Here is a 20,724-nt window from a genome sequence, read left to right as displayed (position 1 = left end):
GGGGTGCTTCAGCTTTTCAGATAGTGCTGTTGCAACAGTGGCCAGATTTCGCCGGCATCGTGAACCAGGTGGTCGGCATTCCAGCTGGCGGGGTCGTCATCGCTGTCGATATAGCCGTAGCTGCAGGCGATAGTCGGCATTCCGGCGGCGCGGCCGGCCATGATGTCGCGTTCATGATCGCCCACGTAGATGGCCTCTCCGGGCTGGCAGCCAATACGGCTGCAGGCGAGCAGAATGGGCTCTGGATCCGGTTTGCGGTTGGTCACGTCATCGGGGCAGATGATGGCCCCGGGGGTTGGCAGGTGCGCGAAGGCGCGCATCAGGGGAATCGTATAGGCTGAGGGCTTGTTGGTCACAACCCCCCAGGCAATGCCGATATCTGCCAGCTGGTTGAGCAGCAGCTCGATGCCGGGAAAGGGCACCGTGTGGTGTGCCAGGTGCGCCAGGTAGAGATCCAGCAGGCGCTGGCGCAGGTTGTCGAAGCCGGATTCCCCTTCGTCAACGCCGAAGCCAAGCCTGACCATGGCGCGGGCGCCATTGGAGACCACTTCACGAATGGTGGTGTCGGCCAGGGGCGGCAGCTGTTCCTGCTCGCGCAGCTGGTTGAGCACCACTACAAAGTCTGGAGCGGTGTCGAAGAGGGTGCCGTCTAAGTCGAAAAGTACTGCTTTCATATCGGGATACATCGGATTTTATTGTGCCCGCGGCATTATTCCGCGGGCTTGATGGCATGTATTAGGTAGTTTACGTCCACATCCCGAGGGTTCAGCTTGTAGGTGCGGGTGAGGGGATTGTAGGTCATGCCGGTGATATCCCGGGTCTGCAGGCCGGCTTCTCGCGCCCAGCGTCCAAGCTCTGACGGGCGGATAAACTTGCCGTACTCGTGGGTGCCTTTGGGGAGCATGCGAAGCACATACTCTGCGCCAACTACCGCAAACAGCCAGCCCTTGGGGGTGCGGTTGATGGTTGAGAAAAAGATATGGCCACCGGGTTTGGCGAGCTTGGCGCAGGCGCGGATAACGGAAGCCGGATCCGGCACGTGTTCCAGCATTTCCAGGCAGGTGACGATGTCGTAGGTGCCCGCCTCAGCTTCGGCGAGCTCTTCGGCCGGGATCCGGCGGTAGTCGATGTCGACCCCGGATTCCAGGGCGTGCAGCCTGGCCACGTTCAGCGGCGCTTCCCCCATGTCAATGCCGGTAACCTGGGCGCCGCGCTGAGCCATGGCTTCGGTGAGAATGCCGCCGCCGCAGCCTACATCGAGTACTTTTTTACCGGCAACGGGCGCGCGCTGGTCAATGTAGTTGGCGCGCAATGGGTTGATTTCGTGCAGGGGTTTGAATTCGCCCTGCCGATCCCACCAGCGGCTGGCCAGTTGTTCAAATTTGGCGATTTCCGCCGGATCTACGTTGGTCATCAGTAATGGATTGCCATGTATTAGTGCTTTTAGATGGCTCTGTGGCGGCTGTGCTGGCGGGGGCTTCTTGCGTGACACGCCGTAAACCCCTCCCTGGGGGCTCGGATGCGGCCGTCCTGGCCGCATACGGTCCCGCAATAAGCCCCCGCCAGCACACCCTTCAGATCCAAGAGTCGTGCTTCGTAAGCCTGTCCGGCTAGCCGGGCTTAGTTGCCAAGACCGGCGATTCTATCACGCCACACCCGGGCCCGTTGCCGCAGTTCTTCCTCATTAAGCGTCATTAGTCTGCGATCCTTAAGCAATAGTTTCCCTGCGACCCACACATTGCGCACATTGTGGCCGCTCGCCGTGTAAATCAGCTGCGAGAGCGGGTCGTGCAGGGGTTGCTGTTCCAGTTCGCTGAGGTCTATGGCGCACAGATCGGCAGATTTGCCTACTTCGATACTGCCGGTGACGTCGTCGATGCCCAGGGCGCGGGCGCCGTTGATGGTGGCCATGGCGAGCGCCTGGTGGGCGGGGAGTGCGTCGGCTTTGCCGGACACGGCTTTGGCGAGGAGCGCGGCGGTGTTGGTTTCCAGCAGCATGTCGAGCCCATTGTTGCTGGCTGCGCCATCGGTGCCGATGGCAACATTGATGCCCGCATCGATAAGCTTGGCCACCGGGCTAAAGCCTGAGGCCAGCTTGAGGTTTGAGCGTGGGCAGTGAGCAATGTGGGCACCGGTTTTCTGCAACAGGGCAATGTCATTGTCATCCAGTGCAGTCATATGGACACACAGCATCTGCGGCGATAAAAGCCCAATCCGGTGCAGGCGTTCGATCGGGCGCAGGCCGGTGTCGGCGACGGCCCTCTCTACCTCGCCGGCGGTCTCATGCAGGTGCATCTGCACGGGCATCTGCAGTTCGTCGGCGTAGACCGCTATTTTCTTCAGGGTCTCATCACCCACGGTGTACGGGGCGTGGGGGGCAAATGCCAGGCCGATGCGCTGGTGGGATCGGTAATCGTCGCGCAGGGCCAGGCCCTTGTCGATGGCGTCATCCCCATTCCTGGACCAGGCGTTGGGGAAATCGATGATCGGGAAGGCGATTTGCGCGCGCATGCCGGCATCGCGGGCGGCGGCCGCAGCAGCTTCCGGGAAAAAGTACTGATCGGCAAAGGTGGTGGTGCCGCTTCTCAGCATTTCCGCCATGGCCAGGCGCGTGCCGTCAGCAACGAATTCCGGGCTGACCCATTGCTGCTCGGCGGGCCAGATGTGCTGTTCCAGCCAGGTCATCAGTGGGTGATCGTCAGCATAACCCCGCAGCAGGCTCATGGCAGCGTGGTTGTGGGTATTGATCAGCCCCGGGATTATCAGCTGCTCGCCCAGATCCACCTCGTTGTTGGTGGAAAAGCGATTGCGGGCCTCCCGCTGGGGCAGGATAGCGAGGATTTTGCCCTCATGGATGGCCAGGGCGCAGTGTTCGTACACCCGTCGCTCCGGGATTACGGGGATTATCCAGCGCGCGTGCAGCAAGGTATCGATTGGCTGTTTTTTGTACGATGCGTCTTGGTTTAACGAATTGCCGGTAGTTGCCATTGTTCGATTTTTGTTCCGGGGGAAAGTCGCAGACTTTAGCGGCGACGGAAGGTGCGAACAAGTCCGTTTAAGTCGTCCTACAGCGCGCCAAGTGTGGTAGAATCGCCCGCTTGTTTGGGGCTGTGACCAGCAAGCCCCACTTATTTCCCAGCCTGGTTCCCAACAATAACCCGATGACGGGAAGGGCGCCTAGGGGCCGAATGGGCTGGCGGCGTTAACGATAAGGAATGCCTGAGAATATGGGCGAACTAGCCAAAGAAATTTCTCCGATCAATATCGAGGAAGAGCTGAAGCAGTCCTACCTCGATTATGCGATGAGCGTGATTGTAGGGCGTGCACTTCCGGATGTGCGCGATGGCCTGAAGCCGGTGCACCGTCGCGTGCTCTTCGCCATGAACGAGCTCAAGAACGACTGGAACAAGCCGTACAAGAAGTCCGCTCGTGTGGTGGGTGACGTAATCGGTAAATACCACCCGCACGGCGACAGTGCGGTTTACGACACCATCGTGCGGATGGCGCAGCCGTTCTCGCTGCGTTATATGCTGGTCGACGGTCAGGGCAACTTCGGTTCCATTGACGGCGACAGTGCGGCGGCAATGCGTTACACCGAGATCCGCATGGACAAGCTCGCGCACGAGCTGCTGTCGGATCTCGATAAGGAAACCGTCAATTTCATCGATAACTACGACGGTTCCGAGCAGATGCCGGAAGTGTTGCCGTCGCGGGTGCCGAACCTGCTGGTTAACGGTTCCTCCGGTATTGCCGTGGGCATGGCGACCAACATCCCGCCTCACAACCTGAGTGAGGTGGTGCGTGGCTGCCTGGCACTGATCGATAACAGCGAACTGTCCATCGACGACCTGATGGAATATATCCCCGGTCCGGATTTCCCTACGGGCGCCATTATTAATGGCCGTGCGGGCATCCTGATGGCCTACCGCACCGGCCGTGGTCGTATCTATATCCGCGCCAAGGCGGAAGTGGTGCGCGATGACAAGACCAATCGCGAAACCATCATCATTCATGAGATTCCCTACCAGCTGAACAAGGCGCGCCTGATTGAGCGTATTGCCGAGCTGGTGAAAGAGAAGAAGATCGAAGGTATCTCCGAGCTGCGCGACGAGTCTGATAAAGACGGCTTGCGCGTGGTGATCGAGCTCAAGCGTGGCGAACTGGGTGATGTTGTCCTGAACAACCTCTACTCCCAGACCCAGCTGGAAAGCGTGTTCGGTATCAATATGGTGGCGCTGGTCGACGGTCAGCCCAAGCTGTTGAACCTGAAGCAGTTGCTCGAATACTTCATTCGCCACCGCCAGGAGGTGGTGACCCGCCGTACGGTTTACCTGTTGCGCAAGGCGCGTGAGCGCGGTCATATTCTGGAAGGTCTGGCGATCGCCATCTCCAATATTGATCCGGTGATCGAGCTGATCAAAGCTTCCGCTACCCCTGCCGAAGCACGCGAAGCGCTGCTGGCCAAGGGCTGGCCGGTCGGTGAGGTGCAGCAGTTCCTGGAGCGCGCGGGTGCCGATGCCTGCCGTCCGGATGATTTACCGAAAGAGTTTGGTTTGCGTGACGGTGCTTATTACCTGTCACCGGCACAGGCTCAGGCCATTCTGGAGCTGCGCCTGCACCGCCTGACCGGTATGGAGCACGACAAGCTGCTGGCGGAATACAGTGAGCGCCTGGAGCAGATTGCCGAGTACCTTGAAATTCTGGGCAGTCCGGAGCGCCTTATGCAGGTGATCCGCGAAGAGCTGGAAGTGCTGGAAAAAGAGTATGGCGATGAGCGTCGTACTGAAATCGTTGCTTCCCGCCAGGATTTGTCGGTAGAAGACCTGATCACTCCGGAAGATAAAGTGGTCACGATTTCCCATGGGGGCTATGCCAAGAGCCAGCCGCTGGCTGACTACCAGGCCCAGCGTCGTGGTGGTATGGGTAAATCAGCGACCCAGGTGAAAGATGAGGATTTCGTCGAGCACCTGTTGATTGCGAATTCCCACGACACCATCCTCTGTTTCTCGAACAAGGGTAAGGTGTACTGGCTGAAAGTGTATGAAGTTCCGACTGCCGGTCGCGCATCGCGCGGTCGACCGATGGTGAACATGTTGCCGCTCGAGGAAGATGAGCGTATCAGCAGCATGTTGCCGGTTTCGGAATACGACGAAGATCATTTTATTTTCTTTGCGACGGCAAACGGCACCGTGAAGAAAACACCGCTTACCGCATTCTCCCGTCCGCGCAGCGTCGGCTTGCGAGCCATCGAGCTGGATGAGGAAGATCGCCTGGTTGCCACGGCCATCACCGACGGTAGCCGCGATGTGTTGCTGCTGACCAGCGCCGGCAAGGCCGCGCGCTTTGCCGAAGAGAATGTTCGCTCCATGGGGCGGGTATCCCGCGGCGTGCGCGGTATCCGCATGGCGGACGGTGTGGCGGTCATTGCTATGGTCACCCCGGAAGAGGGTGGCTCGGTGATGATGGTGACTGAGAACGGTTACGGCAAGCGCACGGCAACCTCCGACTTCCCCACCAAAGGGCGAGGCACTCAGGGTGTGATCGCGATTGCGGAGAGCGAGCGTAATGGTGCCCTGGTTGGTGCCTGTCAGGTGCACCCGGGTGAGGAGATCATGCTGATCTCCGATCAGGGAACCCTGGTGCGTACGCGGGTAAATGAGGTTTCCGTGTTGGGTCGTAATACGCAGGGTGTTCGGGTGATTCGACTCAAAGATGGCGAGAACCTGGTTGGGCTTGCGCGTATTCAGGAAAGCGAGGAAGAGGGTGAAGGCAGTGGCGATGAGGGTGCTGCCGGAGACGGCGCTGCCGAGGAGTGATTCCTGAATCCTGTAACTCAAAAAAAGGCTGCGAAGACTCGCGGCCTTTTTTGACTTTGTTACATGGGAAACTGTATCGGCGAAAGTTTCGTAACCGGCTTGGAATGATTTGAGGTTGGGGGCTTTCGCCTTGCGCGGGTTTGGTGAAGTTTTAATTCAAAACTGTTTTCTTCTGTGGAAGTGAGTCAATGAGGAAGTTTAATTTCTGTGCGGGTCCTGCGGCGTTGCCGGAGCCGGTGTTGCGGCAGGCGCAGGAAGAGCTGTTGGACTGGCAGGGAATCGGCTGTTCGGTGATGGAGGTAAGTCATCGCTCACCGGAGTATACGGTTGTGGCCGAACAGGCTGAGCAGGATCTGCGTGACTTGCTGAGCATACCTGAGAATTACAAAGTGCTGTTTTTGCAGGGCGGCGCTACCGCGCAATTCAGTGCTGTGCCCTGGAACCTGTTTGGTGCCGGTAGCAAAACTGCAGACTACATTCACACGGGCCAGTGGGCGGAAAAGGCGATCGTTGAAGCGCGCCGTTACGGGAATGTGAATGTTGTGGCGTCGTCAGAAGATCGTAACTTTTCCTATGCGCCGGCGGCGGATGCGTGGGAAGAGAGCCCTGATGCGGCGTATTTCCATTACACGCCGAACGAGACCATTGGCGGGGTGGAATTCCCCTATATACCGGAAGTGAAGGCGCCGTTGATCGCGGATATGTCTTCCACCATCCTGTCGCAGCCGATCCCGGTGGAGAAATTTGGTTTTATCTACGCGGGCGCACAGAAGAATATAGGCCCATCAGGCATTGCTGTCGGGATTGTGCGCGATGATCTGCTGGATCGCGCCATGCCGGAAATTCCGCGCAGTCTCAGTTGGAAGATTGCCGCGGAAGGGCACTCCATGGATAACACACCGCCGACGTTTGCGTGGTATCTCTCGGGGCTGGTGTTCAAGTGGCTGAAGGCGCAGGGCGGTGTCGATGCCATGGCTGAATTGAGCCTGAAAAAATCCGGATTGTTGTACGAGTTCCTCGATCGCAGTGATTTCTTCTCGAGCCCGGTGGATGTGTCCTGTCGTTCCCGCATGAATGTGCCTTTTGTGCTTGCGGATGCCGCGTTGGATAAGAAGTTTTTGCTCGAGGCTGAGGAGGCTGGCCTGCTCAACCTCAAGGGGCACCGCTCCGTTGGCGGTATGCGAGCTTCTTTGTACAACGCGGTTCCGCTGGAAGCGGTTGAGGCTCTGGTGGCCTTTATGGCGGACTTCGAGCAGCGTAATGGTTAAGCCGTGTCTTGCGGCAACTGATTGATTTAGGCGGGAGCTATGTCTGACGAAAAGTCGAAGCAGAATGAGCATTTGCTCGAGCTGCGCAATCGCATCGACCAGATCGACAGCGATATCGCTCGGCTGATTTCCGAGCGCGCCAATTGTGCGCTGGAAGTCGCTGAAGTGAAGAAAAGCAATGGCGAGAATGCGCTTTACTACCGCCCTGAGCGGGAAGCGCAGGTGCTGCGTCGTGCGATGGAGAGGAATCCAGGCCCCTTGACCGATGAGGAAATGGCGCGCCTGTTCCGTGAAATCATGTCGGCGTGCCTGGCGCTGGAAGAGCCAATCAAGGTGGCTTATCTGGGGCCGGAGGGTACGTTTACCCAGCAGGCGGCGTTGAAGCACTTCGGTCACTCCGCGGTTTCCAAGCCGCTGGCTGCGATTGATGAGGTGTTTCGTGAGGTGGAGGCCGGTGCGGTCAATTACGGTGTGGTGCCGGTTGAGAACTCCACTGAGGGCGTGGTGAACCATACGCTCGACAATTTCATGACGTCGAATCTGCTGATCTGTGGTGAGGTGGAGCTGCGCATTCACCAGCACCTGATGATTTCGGATATCACCCGTAAAGATGCGATCACCCGTATTTATTCCCATGCGCAAAGCCTTGCCCAGTGCCGCAAATGGCTGGATTCCTACTATCCCAACGTGGAGCGCGTGGCGGTAGCAAGCAATGCGGAAGCGGCGAAGCGCGTGAAGGGTGAGTGGAATGCCGCTGCGATTGCCGGCGACATGGCCGCGGATCTTTACGGCCTGAAAATTCTGAACGAGAAGATCGAGGATCGCCCGGATAACTCCACCCGTTTCTTGATCATTGGCTCTCAGGCGGTACCCGCCAGCGGCGACGACAAGACCTCGCTGATGGTTTCCATGCGCAATGAGCCGGGCGTGTTGCACGACCTGTTGGAACCTTTCCGGCGCTACCAGATCGATCTCACCCGGGTGGAAACCCGCCCGGCCCAGACCGGTAACTGGACCTATGTGTTCTTTATCGATTTTGTTGGTCACCGGGACAGCGAGCATGTTGCCGCTGCGCTGAAAGAAGTGGGCGCTGGCGCCTCGGATATGAAGGTGCTGGGTTCCTACCCGCGCGGAGTGCTTTAACAATGATAGATGCGGGGCAGAACGGACTCGGCCGCCTGGTGATTGTCGGTATTGGATTGATTGGCGGCAGCCTGGCGCTTGGCTTGAAGGCCGCCAGTGGCTGCCGTGAGGTCATCGGTGTTGCGCGTAGGGCGCAAACCTGTGAGCAGGCCCTGGCGCTGGGGATCGTGGATCGGGCGGTAACCGATATCGCGGAAATTCTCCCGGAGCTGGGTGCCGGTGACGTCATTTTTGTGGCTGTGCCTACGCTGGCAGTAGAGGGCGTGTTTGCACAGCTGAAAGACGTGTTACCAGCCGGTGTGACAGTCACCGATGGTGCCAGCGTCAAGGGCAGTGTGGTTGATGCGGCGGTCAATGTCTGGGGGCGGGTACCATCATTCCTGGTTCCCGGTCACCCCATCGCCGGATCCGAGCAGAGTGGTGTGACAGCAGCGCGGGACGATCTGTATATCGCGCATCGCATCATTCTCACGCCGCTGGAAAATACTGGCAGTGAACACCTGCAGCGGGTGCGCTGCATGTGGGAGGCGGTAGGCGCCGAGGTGCTTTCCATGCCGGTGGTGGAGCACGACGAGGTGCTCGCCGCGACCAGTCATCTTCCCCATGTGATTGCGTTTGGGCTTGTGGATACCCTCGCGCACGATGCGGAGAATGAAAACATTTTTCGCTATGCTGCTGGCGGATTTCGCGATTTCACCCGGATTGCCTCCAGTGACCCGGTGATGTGGCGAGATATCATGCTTGCCAACCGGGAAGCGATTCTCAAATCCATCGATCTCTACACCTCCAATCTCGGTTCCCTGCGAAATGCCATAGCCAGCGGCGACAGCGAACACCTGATGGGGGTTTTTACCCGGGCCAAGGCGGCGCGGGATCACTTTACCAAAATGCTGGCTAAGAAAGCGTACACGGAAACTATGGAAGCGAAGGAAGTAACTTTTGTCGCCCAGCCGGGCGGAGCAGTAAACGGTGATTTGCGGGTGCCAGGAGACAAGTCCATGTCTCATCGCTCCATCATGCTGGGTTCCCTGGCAGAAGGTGTCACCGAGGTAGAGGGATTTCTGGAGGGGGAGGATGCGTTGGCAACCCTGCAGGCGTTTCGCGATATGGGCGTGGTGATTGAGGGGCCAGTCAATGGGCGGGTAACCATTCACGGCGTCGGTATGCACGGCCTGCAGGCCCCTCCTGGGCCGCTGTATGTGGGGAATTCCGGCACTTCCATGCGCTTGCTTGCCGGCTTGCTCGCCGGGCAGAAATTTGACAGTGAGCTAACGGGGGATGAATCCCTGTCCAAGCGTCCCATGAACCGGGTGGCGAATCCGTTGCGGGAGATGGGCGCAGAAGTCGAGACTGGCGAAGACGGCCGTCCGCCGCTGAAGGTAAAGGGTGGGTGCAGTCTTAAGGCGGTTGATTATGTGCTGCCGATGGCCAGTGCCCAGGTGAAATCCTGTGTCCTGCTGGCCGGCCTCTATGCTGAAGGGGAAACCAGTACGACTGAGCCGGCGCCCACACGTGACCATACCGAGCGCATGCTCGCCGGGTTCGGTTACGATGTGCGCCGCAATGGTGCTCGCGCCTCGCTGACCGGTGGTGGAAGGCTCACAGCCTGTCACATCGATGTGCCAGCGGATATTTCATCTGCGACTTTCTTTATGGTGGCTGCCAGTATTGCTCCCGGTTCGGATGTCGTTCTGCAGCATGTGGGTATCAACCCTACCCGCGATGGTGCAATTAACATCCTGCGTGCCATGGGTGCGGATATTACGCTGCAAAACCAGCGCGAGGTGGGCGGTGAGCCAGTTGCGGACATCCGCGTGCGCTATGCACCGCTGAAAGGGATCAATATTCCTGAAGATCAGGTGCCTCTTGCCATCGATGAGTTTCCGGCGATCTTTGTGGCCGCGGCCTGTGCTGAGGGGGAGACCGTACTCACGGGCGCCGAGGAATTGCGGGTCAAGGAGAGTGACCGTATCCAGGCAATGGCCGATGGTCTGAAGGTTCTCGGTATTGATGCCGAGCCGACTCCTGATGGCATTGCCATTCAGGGCAAGGGTGGCAAAGGTGAGGGTGCCGTGTTTGGTGGTGGCGAGGTGGACAGCCTGGGTGATCACCGTATTGCGATGTCGTTTGCTGTTGCGGCGCTGCGTGCCGGTGCCGAGATTCGCATCAAGCACTGCGCCAACGTGGCAACCTCGTTCCCCAATTTTGCCGAGCTGGCAACTGGGGCGGGAATGCATCTGGAGGTGCGCTGAGCGTGCCCCCATCCTATACCGGATGTATGCCGGGTTTACTGAAACTAACTAAAAGCTGTATCGATTAGTTATGACTGAACTGACCAAGCTGGCTCCCGTAGTCACTATTGATGGCCCCAGTGGTTCCGGCAAAGGCACTATTGCCAAGTTACTGGCGGATCGCCTTGGGTACGCGTTGCTGGATTCCGGGGCGCTCTACCGGTTGACCGCATTGGCGGCGCTCAATGCTGGTGTGGATCTCGCGGACGGTGCGCGTGTGGCTGATATCGCTGCAAACCTGGATATCCGCTTTGCAATTGCGAATGGCGAGGTGAGCGCGGTATTGGAAGGTGTGGATGTGAGTCGCGATATCCGCATGGAAGAGGTCAGCATGGCAGCGTCCAAAGTGGCGGCGATTCCCGCTGTGCGCGAAGCGCTGCTGCAGCGCCAGCGCGACTTTCGCGCGGCGCCGGGCCTGGTGGCTGACGGGCGGGACATGGGCACCACGGTGTTTCCAGACGCGCCAGTCAAGATCTTTCTCACCGCCAGTGCGGAAGAGCGGGCACGGCGACGCTACGCTCAGTTGCAGGGCAGGGGGGTTTCTGTTAGCCTCCGCGACCTGCTGGAGGACATCCGCGCCCGGGACGACCGGGATATGAATCGCGCAGCCTCCCCCCTGGCCCCGGCGGAAGACGCTGTGGTGCTGGACAGTACGGACATCGATATTGATGGTGTTCTGCAAAAAGTGCTCGAACTGGTACAGCAGCGTGTCGGTTGAGCCATAGAAGCAACAGGTTTCTATAAAAGTTTTTTAACAGCAGTGGCCGGGATCAGCCAGAATTGCCCGGTTGCTACTGTAATTCGACCCGCGTGCTGGCAGCGCGGTGGGGCTCTCACTGGCGGTTGACTAAACTACAGAGTTGCCATCGGTGGAGTCCATATATATAGGTAATGTAATGAGCGAGAGCTTTGCTGAACTATTTGAAGAGAGCCTGAAAAGCGTTGAAATGGCACCGGGTGCAATCGTTACCGGTGTTGTTATTGACGTGGACAAAGACTGGGTAACCGTACACGCGGGCCTGAAGTCTGAAGGCGTGATCCCTGCGGACCAGTTCAAGAACGACAAGGGTGAAGTGGAACTGCAGGTGGGCGACGAAGTACAGGTTGCCCTGGAAGCGGTAGAAGACGGTTTCGGTGAAACCCGTCTGTCCCGTGAAAAAGCCAAGCGCGCTGAAGCCTGGAAAATCCTCGACGCTGCACACGCTGCAGACGAAGTGGTTAAAGGTGTTATCAGCGGCAAGGTTAAAGGTGGCTTCACTGTTGACGTTGCCAACATCCGCGCGTTCCTGCCGGGTTCTCTGGTAGACGTACGTCCGGTTCGCGACACCGCGCACCTGGAAGGCAAAGAGCTCGACTTCAAAGTGATCAAGCTGGACGCCAAGCGCAACAACGTTGTTGTTTCCCGCCGTGCGGTTATGGAAGCAGCGAACAGCGAAGAGCGCGAAGCACTGCTGGCCAGCCTGCAGGAAGGTATGGCGATCAAGGGTATCGTGAAAAACCTGACCGACTACGGCGCGTTCGTAGATCTGGGCGGTATCGACGGCCTGCTGCACATCACCGATATGGCTTGGAAGCGCATCAAGCATCCGAGCGAGATCGTGAACGTTGGCGACGAGATCGAAGTAAAAGTCCTGAAGTTCGACCGCGAGCGCAGCCGCGTATCTCTGGGTCTGAAGCAGCTGGGCGAAGATCCGTGGGTATCCATCAAGCAGCGTTACCCGGAAAACAGCCGCGTGAAGGCTGTTGTAACCAACCTGACCGACTACGGCTGCTTCGCGGAGCTGGAAGAAGGTGTGGAAGGTCTGGTACACGTTTCCGAAATGGATTGGACCAACAAGAACATTCACCCGTCCAAAGTTGTCAATGTTGGCGACGAGGTAGAGGTAATGATTCTGGACATCGACGAAGAGCGTCGTCGTATCTCCCTGGGTATCAAACAGTGCCAGGAAAACCCCTGGGACGCGTTCGCGCGCAAGTTTGCCAAGGGCGACAAGATCTCCGGTAAGATCAAGTCCATCACCGACTTCGGTATCTTCATCGGTCTGGACGGCAGCATCGACGGTCTGGTTCACCTGTCCGACATCTCCTGGAACGAAGCTGGCGAAGAAGCCGTGCGCAAGTTCAAGAAAGGTGACGAGCTGGAAACCGTTATCCTGGGTATCGACTCCGATCGCGAGCGCATCTCCCTTGGTATCAAGCAGCTGGAGTCCGATCCGTTCTCTGACTACGTTACCACCAACGATCGCGGCAGCATCGTAATGGGTACCGTTAAAGAAGTTGACGCCAAGCAAGCCGTTATCACCCTGGCCGACGAAGTGGAAGGCATTCTGCGCGCTTCCGAAATCAGCCGCGACAAGGTTGAAGACGCTCGCAACGCCCTGAAAGAAGGCGATGAAGTAGAGACCAAGATCACCAGCGTGGATCGCAAGAACCGCGTGATCAGCCTCTCCATCAAGGCCAAAGATCAGGACGACGAGAAGCAAGCGATCAAGGATCACAGCAAGAAGCAGGCTGAACAGGTTCAGCCGGCGACTATCGGTGACCTGATCAAGGCGCAAATGAATAACAAAGACTAATAGTCCTTTGCTATTCAGGGCCCCGGGTTTATTGTCTGGGGCCGCCCGAAAGCCGGACTGGGGTTGCCCAGTCCGGCTTTCTATTAGATGATTGCCGCTATTCCAGAATAATCAATGACTTAGAAAGGATTGCGGACTGCATGACCAAATCTGAACTGATCGAGAAGATTGCTCTGAGGTTGGATCAGCTGCCGGTAAAGGATGTGGAGCTGGCGGTAAAAGTCATGTTGGACACCATGTCGAGTGTCCTGGCGGAGGGGGAGCGGATCGAAATCCGCGGATTCGGGAGCTTTTCTCTGCATTACAGAGCGCCGCGTACCGGGCGCAACCCCAAAACAGGGGATTCCGTCGAGTTGGCTGGCAAGTATGTGCCGCACTTCAAGCCGGGTAAGGAACTCAGGGACAGGGTAAACCAGCAGTTGAAGCGGGAGTCACTGGAAAGTGCGTGATTGCCGGGCTGGTCGCAGTGGGCTAACACTGTAACGGATTGTTGAATATGCACTCCTTCCGGGGTCGGAGGTTCTCTTGTCATTTTTGCGTTGGCTGTCGCGCCTGATTTTTGGGTTGCTGGCCTTGTTGTGTATTGCGGTCGGGGTATATTTCGCCGTAGATAACCCAGAAACAATTTCCCCGCGGTTTGGGGGATACCAGATGTTTTCCGGCAGTGTCGGCTTCTGGTTGATCGGTTTCCTGTTGCTGGGGGCGCTGCTCGGGTTTCTCGCCAGCCTGTTGCCGTATTACACCGAGCGCCGCAGGGTAGGGCGTTTGGAGCGTCAATTGTTGCGCACCGAGCGAGAGCTGCAGACCGTGCGCCGTCAGGTGTCCGGAGAGTAAATTGAGCGACCTGACGTTTTTCATCTTTATTTTTGCTGCCATCGCCATAGGCTGGTACCTGGGGCGCAAGAGCGGCAAGAAAAAAAGCGCGAGAAATGACCGCAGTCAGGCGCTGGCGCAGTCCTATGCGCAAGGTTTGAATTATCTGCTCAGTGAGCGTCAAGACGACGCAATCGAAAAATTTATTGATGCGCTTGAAGTGAGCAGCGCGACCTTCGAGACGCACTTGGCCCTGGGTAACCAATTGCGCAAGCGGGGCGAGCACGATCAGGCCATCAGGGTGCACCAGAACCTGCTGGCGCGCCCCAGCCTCAATCGAATCAGTCAGCAGAAGGCCCAGCTGGAACTTGCGCGGGATTACATCGCTGCCGGCTGGCTGGATCGGGCTGAGCGCTTGTTGCAGGAGCTGGTGGAAACTTCCAGTGAATTGCGGAGCACGAGCCTGGAATATCTGGTTGAGGTCTATCGGGACGAGCGTGAGTGGGCCAAGGCGATTCATGCCGTCAATCTGCTTCACGGCCGTCGCTTTAAACGGCTTTCTCCCGAGTGGGCGCCAGTACAGGCGCATTTTTGCTGTGAGCTGGCGGAAGAGGCCATCAACGGTAAAGATTACCTCAGCGCCCGTAAACACATCGATGCAGCGCTGAATTACGATCGTCACTCGGTGCGTGCAAATCTCTTGCTCGGGAAACTGGAATATATCCTTGATAAGCCCAGGGAGGCGATTCGGGTACTCGAACGGGTGCCGAAGCAGAATCCCGACTATATCCCCGAGATGCTCGAGTTATTGATCACCTGCTACGAGGCCATCGGTGACGACAAGGGGTTGAGTGTATATCTGGAATCCCTGCTCAAGGAGCACCCCTCGAACAGCGTATTAATTGCGCTAACCGGACGTATACAAAAACAGCAGGATGAGGCTGCCGCAGCAGCCTTTATGGGCCGTCAGTTGGCCATGCGACCTTCGTTGCGAGGGTTGGGTTATTTCCTCAACCTGCACACTGGTTCGGTTCAGGGGCGAGCCAAAGAAAATCTGTTCCTGCTGAAGAGCCTGGTCGACCAGCTGATCGCGAGCCGGCCGCACTACCGTTGCAGTAATTGTGGTTTTTCCGGTAACCAGTTGCACTGGCTATGCCCAAGCTGCAAGCACTGGGGCAGCGTTCGCTCCGTGAAAGGTGTGGAAGGTGAGTAACGTCAGCAGGACTGAAAAGTAAATTCAGAGGTATCCATTGAAAGATCAAGTAACTTCCCCGGTAATCGTAGCTCTGGACTATGACAACGCAGACTCTGCGCTGGCGATGGCGTCCCGTTTGGATCCGAAACTGTGCCGGGTAAAAGTCGGTAAGGAGCTGTTCACAATCGCAGGCCCCGAACTGGTTCGGGAACTGGTTGGGATGGGATTCGAGGTTTTTCTGGATCTGAAGTTTCACGATATTCCCAACACCGTGGCCGCCGCAGTGAAAGCCGCAGCGCGACTGGGCGTCTGGATGGTCAATGTTCACGCCAGTGGTGGTGAGCGTATGATGCGTGCCGCCGCCGATGCACTGGCGTCGCTTGGTGACCAGCGCCCGCTGTTGATTGGGGTAACGGTTCTCACCAGTACAGCAGAAGACGAGTTGCCTGCGACTGGTGTCGAGCGGCCACTGCGTGAACACGTGGTCTCTCTGGCCAAGCTGGCACAGGTCAGCGGTCTGGATGGTGTGGTGTGTTCTGCAATGGAAGCTGAAGTGCTGAAACAGGCGTGCGGAAAAGATTTCGCTTTGGTCACTCCGGGCATTCGTCCTGCGGGTTCTGCCGCAGATGATCAGCGCCGGATTGTAACGCCGGTTGATGCGTTGCAAATGGGTTCGGATTATCTGGTCATTGGAAGGCCGATCACCGGTGCCGAAGACCCGATGGCGGCGCTCAATAATATTGTTGCTGATATCGCGGCGAACACCTGAGTTTTTTGTGGCTGGTACGGTCGCACCTCGCATGTAACAACGTGTAAGCGCGATCTGGTTCGGGGACTGGTAAAGTCTGCGGGCTTGGGGAAATTCGTGGTCCCAAGGGAATTAAGACCATAGGACAATCAAAAGGAATTTCATATGAAAGTCACTCAGAAAACCCTCGCCTTAATCCTTACCATGTTCTGCCTATTGGGTGGGGCGCAGCTCACGTGGGCCGAGCAGGCGGCAGACGAGATGGCAGCCGAGGAGGTTGTTGTCGTCAACTTGAACAGTGCCTCCGCAGATGAACTCTCCAGTCATCTGGTTGGTATCGGGCCTGCCAGAGCTGAGCTGATCGTTCAGTATCGTGAGCAGATTGGCGGTTTTACAGCGATCGACCAGTTGCTTGAGGTGAAAGGGATCGGGTTGGCCACGCTGGAAAAAAACAAAGACCGAATCCAGCTCTAAATAAAATCCGGGACAGCGCCAATGGGCGCTGTCTTTTTTTGTATTTATATCGGTACTTACGTGCCGGAAATGTCTCGGTTATTTGAACTATGCGTTGGGTGGTTATAGGTAGCTCCGGCTATATCGGATCGGCACTGTGTCGGTACCTTGTTGGTGCCGGTGACACAGTGGTGTCCGTGTCGCGGCGGGCGTCCGCGCCGACGGGGTGTGAGCATGTTCAGGTGCAGAACTTTACTGTCGAAGCCATCGCCAATGTTTTCACCCGTGGCGACCGAGTGATTTATGCCGCCGGGCTGGCATCGGCAGGATGTTGCCGAAGGGCGCCGGAATTGGCGCGCTGGCTGAACGCGGAGTTGCCGTCAGAGCTGCTGGTTAAAGCCGATGCCGCGGGCGTGGATTCGTTTCTGTATTTATCCAGTGTCAAGGCGCGTTCTGCACCTTCGGGTGTTATTGCAGAAGAACATGCCGGATCGCCTGCAAAAGATCCTTATGGGGCCAGTAAGTGGCGGGCAGAGGCTTTGCTGCTTGCGCAGCGTGTCTCGTGTCGGCTGAATATCATTCGACCTGCGGCGGTGTATGGCAGCCTGGGTGCGCGCGCGAGCACTTCCCGGGAAGAGGGGGCCGCAAAAAGTGGCAGGCGCGCTCACAAAGTGGTGGCCTGGCTTAAAGCCTGCGGAAAGTGGTTGCCCTGGGTTCCTGCAACAGGTTACCGGACGTTTGTGTCTCTCCCTGATTTGGTGAGCGCGATATCGCTGGTGGGACAAAGTGATTGTCGGGGCGAGGTATTTATTGTGGCGGAACCCGGATTCTATGATGCGGCAGCCCTGGTCAGGGCGGCAAGTGGAGTCAATGTACGGGGAAGTGCCTTGTTGTTGCGGATGCTGCTGCTGCCCTTCCGAATCATCCGGCGCACAGGCATTGGTGCTCGCGTGCTGGAAATAGAAAAAAGTGAGCTCTATAGCGCGGGGCGTTTGAAGGCGCGACTGAAATGGCAGCCGGAAAATCGGTACCAGAATTATCTAAGGGGTTTTTAGGCGTGGGTATTTTGTATTCCTGGTTTGGATTGGCGGCCTTGGCGGCGGCAATTTGCCTGGCGTCAATGCAGTTTCTTCTCGCCAGGATGGGGGAGTTCGCACTTGACGTGCCAAATCACCGCTCGCTGCATGAAACGCCGGTGCCGCGAACTGGGGGCTGGGCGATCTGGTCTGGCGTATTCTTCGCTCTTTTACTCGGCCCGGCTTCCTGGGATTTCGGCGTGGTCGTTGCGTTTGCTTCGCTGCTGGCTGTGTCTGTGGCAGATGATCTACGATCGTTGCCCGCTCGCGCAAGGTTTGTGGTGCAGTTGTTCGCCGTCAGCAGTTTGGTGTTAACGCTATTGCCCGGCCTCAGCTGGTGGCTGTTGCCGCTCCTGGTGGTAGGCGGCGTTTGGGTGGTCAATCTCTACAATTTTATGGATGGGATGGATGGCTTTGCGGCCAGTATGACGGTCATCGGCTGTATCACACTGGCGCTGGTTTGTGCTTCTCGCGAATATTGGGATCTGGCTGGAATCTGTATTGTCGTGGCGGCCGCCGCGCTTGTCTTTCTGTATTATAATTGGCCAATTGCGCGCATTTTCATGGGGGACGCCGGCTCTACGAGCCTGGGGTTGGCAGTATTCGGTGTGTCTCTTTATGGCTGTAGCCGGGGGGCTTTTCAGCCATTAATCCCATTGGTTGTTTTTTCGCCGTTCTGGCTGGACGCTACCTTCACGCTGTTGCGGCGGGTTTTTGCGGGTGAGCGTTGGTGGGAAGCGCACAGGCAGCACGTGTACCAGCGTTTGGCGTTAAAATTTGGAGTGAAAAAGGCGCTCGTTGGTGAAATATGCGTGATGTTGGGCACGGCCAGCGCCGCGCTCATTTTGGTAGTATGCGATGTAGCCTAGCGGTGAGAGAGTTTCGGCTTGGTAAGTAAATTGTTCGGATTTCCGGTCGAACTCGGTAATGAAACCTTGGGGGAAGAGTGAAGCGCCTGTTTAGAGCTGCTCATAAAAACTACAAGCCAGCACTGATGCTGGCCTACGACCTGTTGATGTTGACGTCAGCGTTCATGCTGGCAATGACATTGCGCTTCAATGGTGCCGGGTTGATCTTTGAGCCCTCGATGGCGTTATGTCTCGGGATGACACTGGTCTCCAGTAGTTTCATTTTTCTCCGCCTCGGCCTCTACCGAACCGTTATTCGCTATATGGGGCAGCAGGCTATCGTGGCGGTACTTCAGGGGGTCACTGCGTCCGCGGTTGTTCTCGCGGTCGCGTCTTACCTGACTTATGCCGGTGTGCCGCGCTCGGTGCCAGTAATCTACTGGTGCTTTGCGCTGATCGCCGTCGGCGGCTCGCGCTGGCTGGTGCGCTTGTACTACCAGATGGCACTCGAGATCCACAAGACGAGAGTAGCTATTTACGGTGCCGGTACCGCAGGGTTGCAGTTATACAAAGCCCTGGCGCATGGTGAAATGTACAAGACGGTGGCTTTTTTCGATGACAATGCCTCCAAGCAGAACACCCTGATTGACGGTGTGCTGGTGTACAGCCCCGCTAACATCCACGAAGTGATCGCCGAGCGTGATATCGCCGAAGTACTTTTGGCAATGCCGGGTGTACCAAAGCGTCGCCGTCGGGAAATTACCCGCAGCCTGCGCGAGCGGGGTCTGGTCGTAAAGGTTATTCCTGGTCTGGAAGAGCTGGTGGACAGTGCGGGTCGCGCCGCCGATGTATCCCAGATTTATGAGAACATTCTCGGGCGGGCGCCGGTAGAGCCGCAAAAGCGTCTGGTTTCGGCGTCGATAGCCGGTAAGGTGGTGCTGGTTACCGGTGCTGGTGGATCTATTGGCTCAGAGCTTTGCCGGCAGATTATTCAGTGGGAGCCTGTGAAGCTGATCATGCTCGAGGCTTCCGAGTTTGCGCTGTACCAGATCGAGCGCGAATTGCGCCAGCAGCAGCTGGACGAAAATTTTTCTGTGGAAGTCGTTCCCCTGCTTGGTGACGTGCGTGACACCATCCGGGTTGGTGAGATCATTGAATCGTTCCGGGTTCAGACCATATATCACGCTGCTGCGTATAAGCATGTGCCTCTTGTTGAGCAGAATGTTTCCGTTGGTGCCGAAAATAACGTTCTTGGTACCCTGGCGGTACTGGAGGCGGCTGAGGCTTGTGGAGTGGAGCAGTTTGTCCTTGTCTCCACCGATAAGGCCGTGCGCCCGACCAACGTTATGGGGGCGACCAAGCGCTTTGCGGAACTTATCTGTCAGGACTTTGGGCGGCGCTTTGGGCGCATGCGCGTCTGCATGGTTCGATTTGGCAATGTACTGGGTTCTTCGGGCTCGGTGATTCCGTTGTTTACGGATCAGATCAATGCCGGTGGACCAGTTACTGTTACCCACCCCAAGGTTACCCGCTATTTCATGACGATCCCCGAGGCCGCGCAACTGGTGCTGCAAGCCGGTAGCATGGGGCACAAAGGTGAAGTTTTTGTGCTGGATATGGGCGAGCCGGTACGCATCCTCGACATCGCCCGGCGCCTGATCCAGATCATGGGGCACACCGTGAGGGATGAGGCCAATCCCGACGGAGATATCGAAATCCAGATTACCGGTCTGCGGCCAGGGGAGAAGCTCTATGAGGAGTTGCTGCTCGGCGACAAGGTGGCGGGTACCGATCACCCGATGATTATGCGAGCGGAAGAGGAGCGGCTCCCCGCAGAGCGCTTGCGGGCGCTGATTGCAGAATTGAAATCCGCATGTGGGCGGCATGACTGCGAGTCTGTACATCGGCTTCTGATTGAGGCGGTTAAGGATTATGCGCCAAAGCAGGACTTGATTGATTCGGTGTGGTCACAGAGTGCCGTTCGGGAAGGTGCGCCAGTAGTGGAGACGGCAGAAGTGCGTCGCCTGCCGGTAGCGACGGCCAGTCGCCCCCAGAAATTGAGCGGTGAGACGCCGTCAATTTAAATTCACCCTGGAACTGCATAAGCCTGTTGTGAACATCAATGGGCTTATTTGATTGCGGTGTCTTTCGGGTGTCTTTTGGGGATGTTCAGGTGTAGAAGATTGCTGGCGTCGGGGGTTGACGTATTTTGGTTTCTTGAGGGCAAGAAAAAACCCGCGACCCTTTCGGGTGCGGGTTTTTTTATTTGGCTCCGCCTGCTGGGCTCGAACCAGCGACCCAATGATTAACAGTCATTTGCTCTACCAACTGAGCTAAGGCGGAACTGTAAGGTTGAGCGAGTAGTTGGCCTCACTCTAAAGAAAAACCCCGCAGGTTTTACCGCTTGCGGGGTTTACTTGTTTGGCTCCGCCTGCTGGGCTCGAACCAGCGACCCAATGATTAACAGTCATTTGCTCTACCAACTGAGCTAAGGCGG

Annotated in this window: 17 protein-coding genes and 1 tRNA gene; 14 read left to right on the top strand and 4 right to left on the bottom strand. The window is 57.3% G+C overall.

What is annotated here, in order from left to right; translation table 11 throughout:
- Positions 1 to 8: 8 nt before the first annotated feature.
- From ACNKU7_RS04765 to ACNKU7_RS04755, 3 genes are all read right to left on the bottom strand, one after another.
- A complete protein-coding gene (locus ACNKU7_RS04765) occupies positions 9 to 674 on the bottom strand; it encodes an HAD family hydrolase (protein WP_418295820.1) in 666 nt (221 codons plus the stop codon).
- Between the two features lie 35 nt (positions 675 to 709).
- Positions 710 to 1,414 (bottom strand): bifunctional 2-polyprenyl-6-hydroxyphenol methylase/3-demethylubiquinol 3-O-methyltransferase UbiG, encoded by a 705-nt coding sequence (gene ubiG, locus ACNKU7_RS04760; protein ID WP_418295819.1) that lies wholly within the window; start codon positions 1,412 to 1,414, stop codon positions 710 to 712.
- Between the two features lie 206 nt (positions 1,415 to 1,620).
- A complete protein-coding gene (locus ACNKU7_RS04755) occupies positions 1,621 to 2,988 on the bottom strand; it encodes a TRZ/ATZ family hydrolase (RefSeq protein WP_418295818.1) in 1,368 nt (455 codons plus the stop codon).
- Positions 2,989 to 3,227: 239 nt separating this feature from the next.
- Here ACNKU7_RS04755 and gyrA point away from each other — a divergent pair, with 239 nt between their 5' ends.
- The 14 genes from gyrA to ACNKU7_RS04685 all read left to right on the top strand — a co-directional run bounded on the left by gyrA (position 3,228) and on the right by ACNKU7_RS04685 (position 20,311).
- Positions 3,228 to 5,816, top strand: coding sequence for a DNA gyrase subunit A (gene gyrA, locus ACNKU7_RS04750; protein ID WP_418295817.1), 2,589 nt, complete (start codon positions 3,228 to 3,230; stop codon positions 5,814 to 5,816).
- Between the two features lie 188 nt (positions 5,817 to 6,004).
- Positions 6,005 to 7,084, top strand: coding sequence for a 3-phosphoserine/phosphohydroxythreonine transaminase (gene serC, locus ACNKU7_RS04745; protein WP_418295816.1), 1,080 nt, complete (start codon positions 6,005 to 6,007; stop codon positions 7,082 to 7,084).
- A 39-nt stretch (positions 7,085 to 7,123) separates the two neighbouring features.
- Positions 7,124 to 8,227, top strand: a complete 1,104-nt coding sequence (gene pheA, locus ACNKU7_RS04740; protein ID WP_418295815.1) for a prephenate dehydratase — start codon at positions 7,124 to 7,126, stop codon at positions 8,225 to 8,227.
- Positions 8,228 to 8,229: 2 nt separating this feature from the next.
- Positions 8,230 to 10,479, top strand: a complete 2,250-nt coding sequence (locus ACNKU7_RS04735) for a bifunctional prephenate dehydrogenase/3-phosphoshikimate 1-carboxyvinyltransferase (protein WP_418295814.1) — start codon at positions 8,230 to 8,232, stop codon at positions 10,477 to 10,479.
- Between the two features lie 70 nt (positions 10,480 to 10,549).
- Positions 10,550 to 11,236: a (d)CMP kinase gene (cmk, locus tag ACNKU7_RS04730; RefSeq protein ID WP_472439825.1), complete on the top strand. Its 687-nt coding sequence runs from the start codon at positions 10,550 to 10,552 to the stop codon at positions 11,234 to 11,236.
- 178 nt (positions 11,237 to 11,414) lie between these two features.
- The gene (gene rpsA / locus ACNKU7_RS04725) at positions 11,415 to 13,094 is read left to right on the top strand and encodes a 30S ribosomal protein S1 (protein ID WP_418295813.1); all 1,680 of its coding nucleotides are present in this window, start codon (positions 11,415 to 11,417) and stop codon (positions 13,092 to 13,094) included.
- A 140-nt stretch (positions 13,095 to 13,234) separates the two neighbouring features.
- On the top strand, positions 13,235 to 13,543 hold the full coding sequence (gene ihfB, locus ACNKU7_RS04720) for an integration host factor subunit beta (RefSeq protein WP_226664798.1): 309 nt from the start codon (positions 13,235 to 13,237) through the stop codon (positions 13,541 to 13,543).
- Positions 13,544 to 13,619: 76 nt separating this feature from the next.
- Positions 13,620 to 13,928 (top strand): lipopolysaccharide assembly protein LapA domain-containing protein, encoded by a 309-nt coding sequence (locus ACNKU7_RS04715; RefSeq protein WP_418295812.1) that lies wholly within the window; start codon positions 13,620 to 13,622, stop codon positions 13,926 to 13,928.
- A 1-nt stretch (position 13,929) separates the two neighbouring features.
- On the top strand, positions 13,930 to 15,120 hold the full coding sequence (gene lapB / locus ACNKU7_RS04710; RefSeq protein ID WP_418295811.1) for a lipopolysaccharide assembly protein LapB: 1,191 nt from the start codon (positions 13,930 to 13,932) through the stop codon (positions 15,118 to 15,120).
- Positions 15,121 to 15,157: 37 nt separating this feature from the next.
- The gene (gene pyrF / locus ACNKU7_RS04705) at positions 15,158 to 15,871 is read left to right on the top strand and encodes an orotidine-5'-phosphate decarboxylase (RefSeq protein ID WP_418295810.1); all 714 of its coding nucleotides are present in this window, start codon (positions 15,158 to 15,160) and stop codon (positions 15,869 to 15,871) included.
- A 144-nt stretch (positions 15,872 to 16,015) separates the two neighbouring features.
- Positions 16,016 to 16,324, top strand: coding sequence for a ComEA family DNA-binding protein (locus tag ACNKU7_RS04700; RefSeq protein WP_418295809.1), 309 nt, complete (start codon positions 16,016 to 16,018; stop codon positions 16,322 to 16,324).
- 89 nt (positions 16,325 to 16,413) lie between these two features.
- Complete coding sequence (locus ACNKU7_RS04695; RefSeq protein WP_418295808.1) at positions 16,414 to 17,358, top strand: NAD-dependent epimerase/dehydratase family protein; 945 nt, start codon at positions 16,414 to 16,416, stop codon at positions 17,356 to 17,358.
- On the top strand, positions 17,313 to 18,248 hold the full coding sequence (locus tag ACNKU7_RS04690; protein WP_418295807.1) for an MraY family glycosyltransferase: 936 nt from the start codon (positions 17,313 to 17,315) through the stop codon (positions 18,246 to 18,248). Before ACNKU7_RS04695 ends, ACNKU7_RS04690 begins: the two co-directional genes overlap by 46 nt.
- 77 nt (positions 18,249 to 18,325) lie before the next feature.
- Positions 18,326 to 20,311: a polysaccharide biosynthesis protein gene (locus ACNKU7_RS04685; protein WP_418295806.1), complete on the top strand. Its 1,986-nt coding sequence runs from the start codon at positions 18,326 to 18,328 to the stop codon at positions 20,309 to 20,311.
- Between the two features lie 183 nt (positions 20,312 to 20,494).
- On the opposite strand, the gene ACNKU7_RS04680 is transcribed toward ACNKU7_RS04685, so the two are convergent.
- Positions 20,495 to 20,570: transfer RNA gene (locus ACNKU7_RS04680), tRNA-Asn, on the bottom strand.
- Positions 20,571 to 20,724: the final 154 nt, after the last annotated feature.

The organism is Microbulbifer weihaiensis (genome assembly GCF_048323715.1).
Taxonomy (GTDB): Bacteria; Pseudomonadota; Gammaproteobacteria; order Pseudomonadales; family Cellvibrionaceae; genus Microbulbifer.
This window is presented reverse-complemented; position numbering and strand designations above follow the sequence as displayed.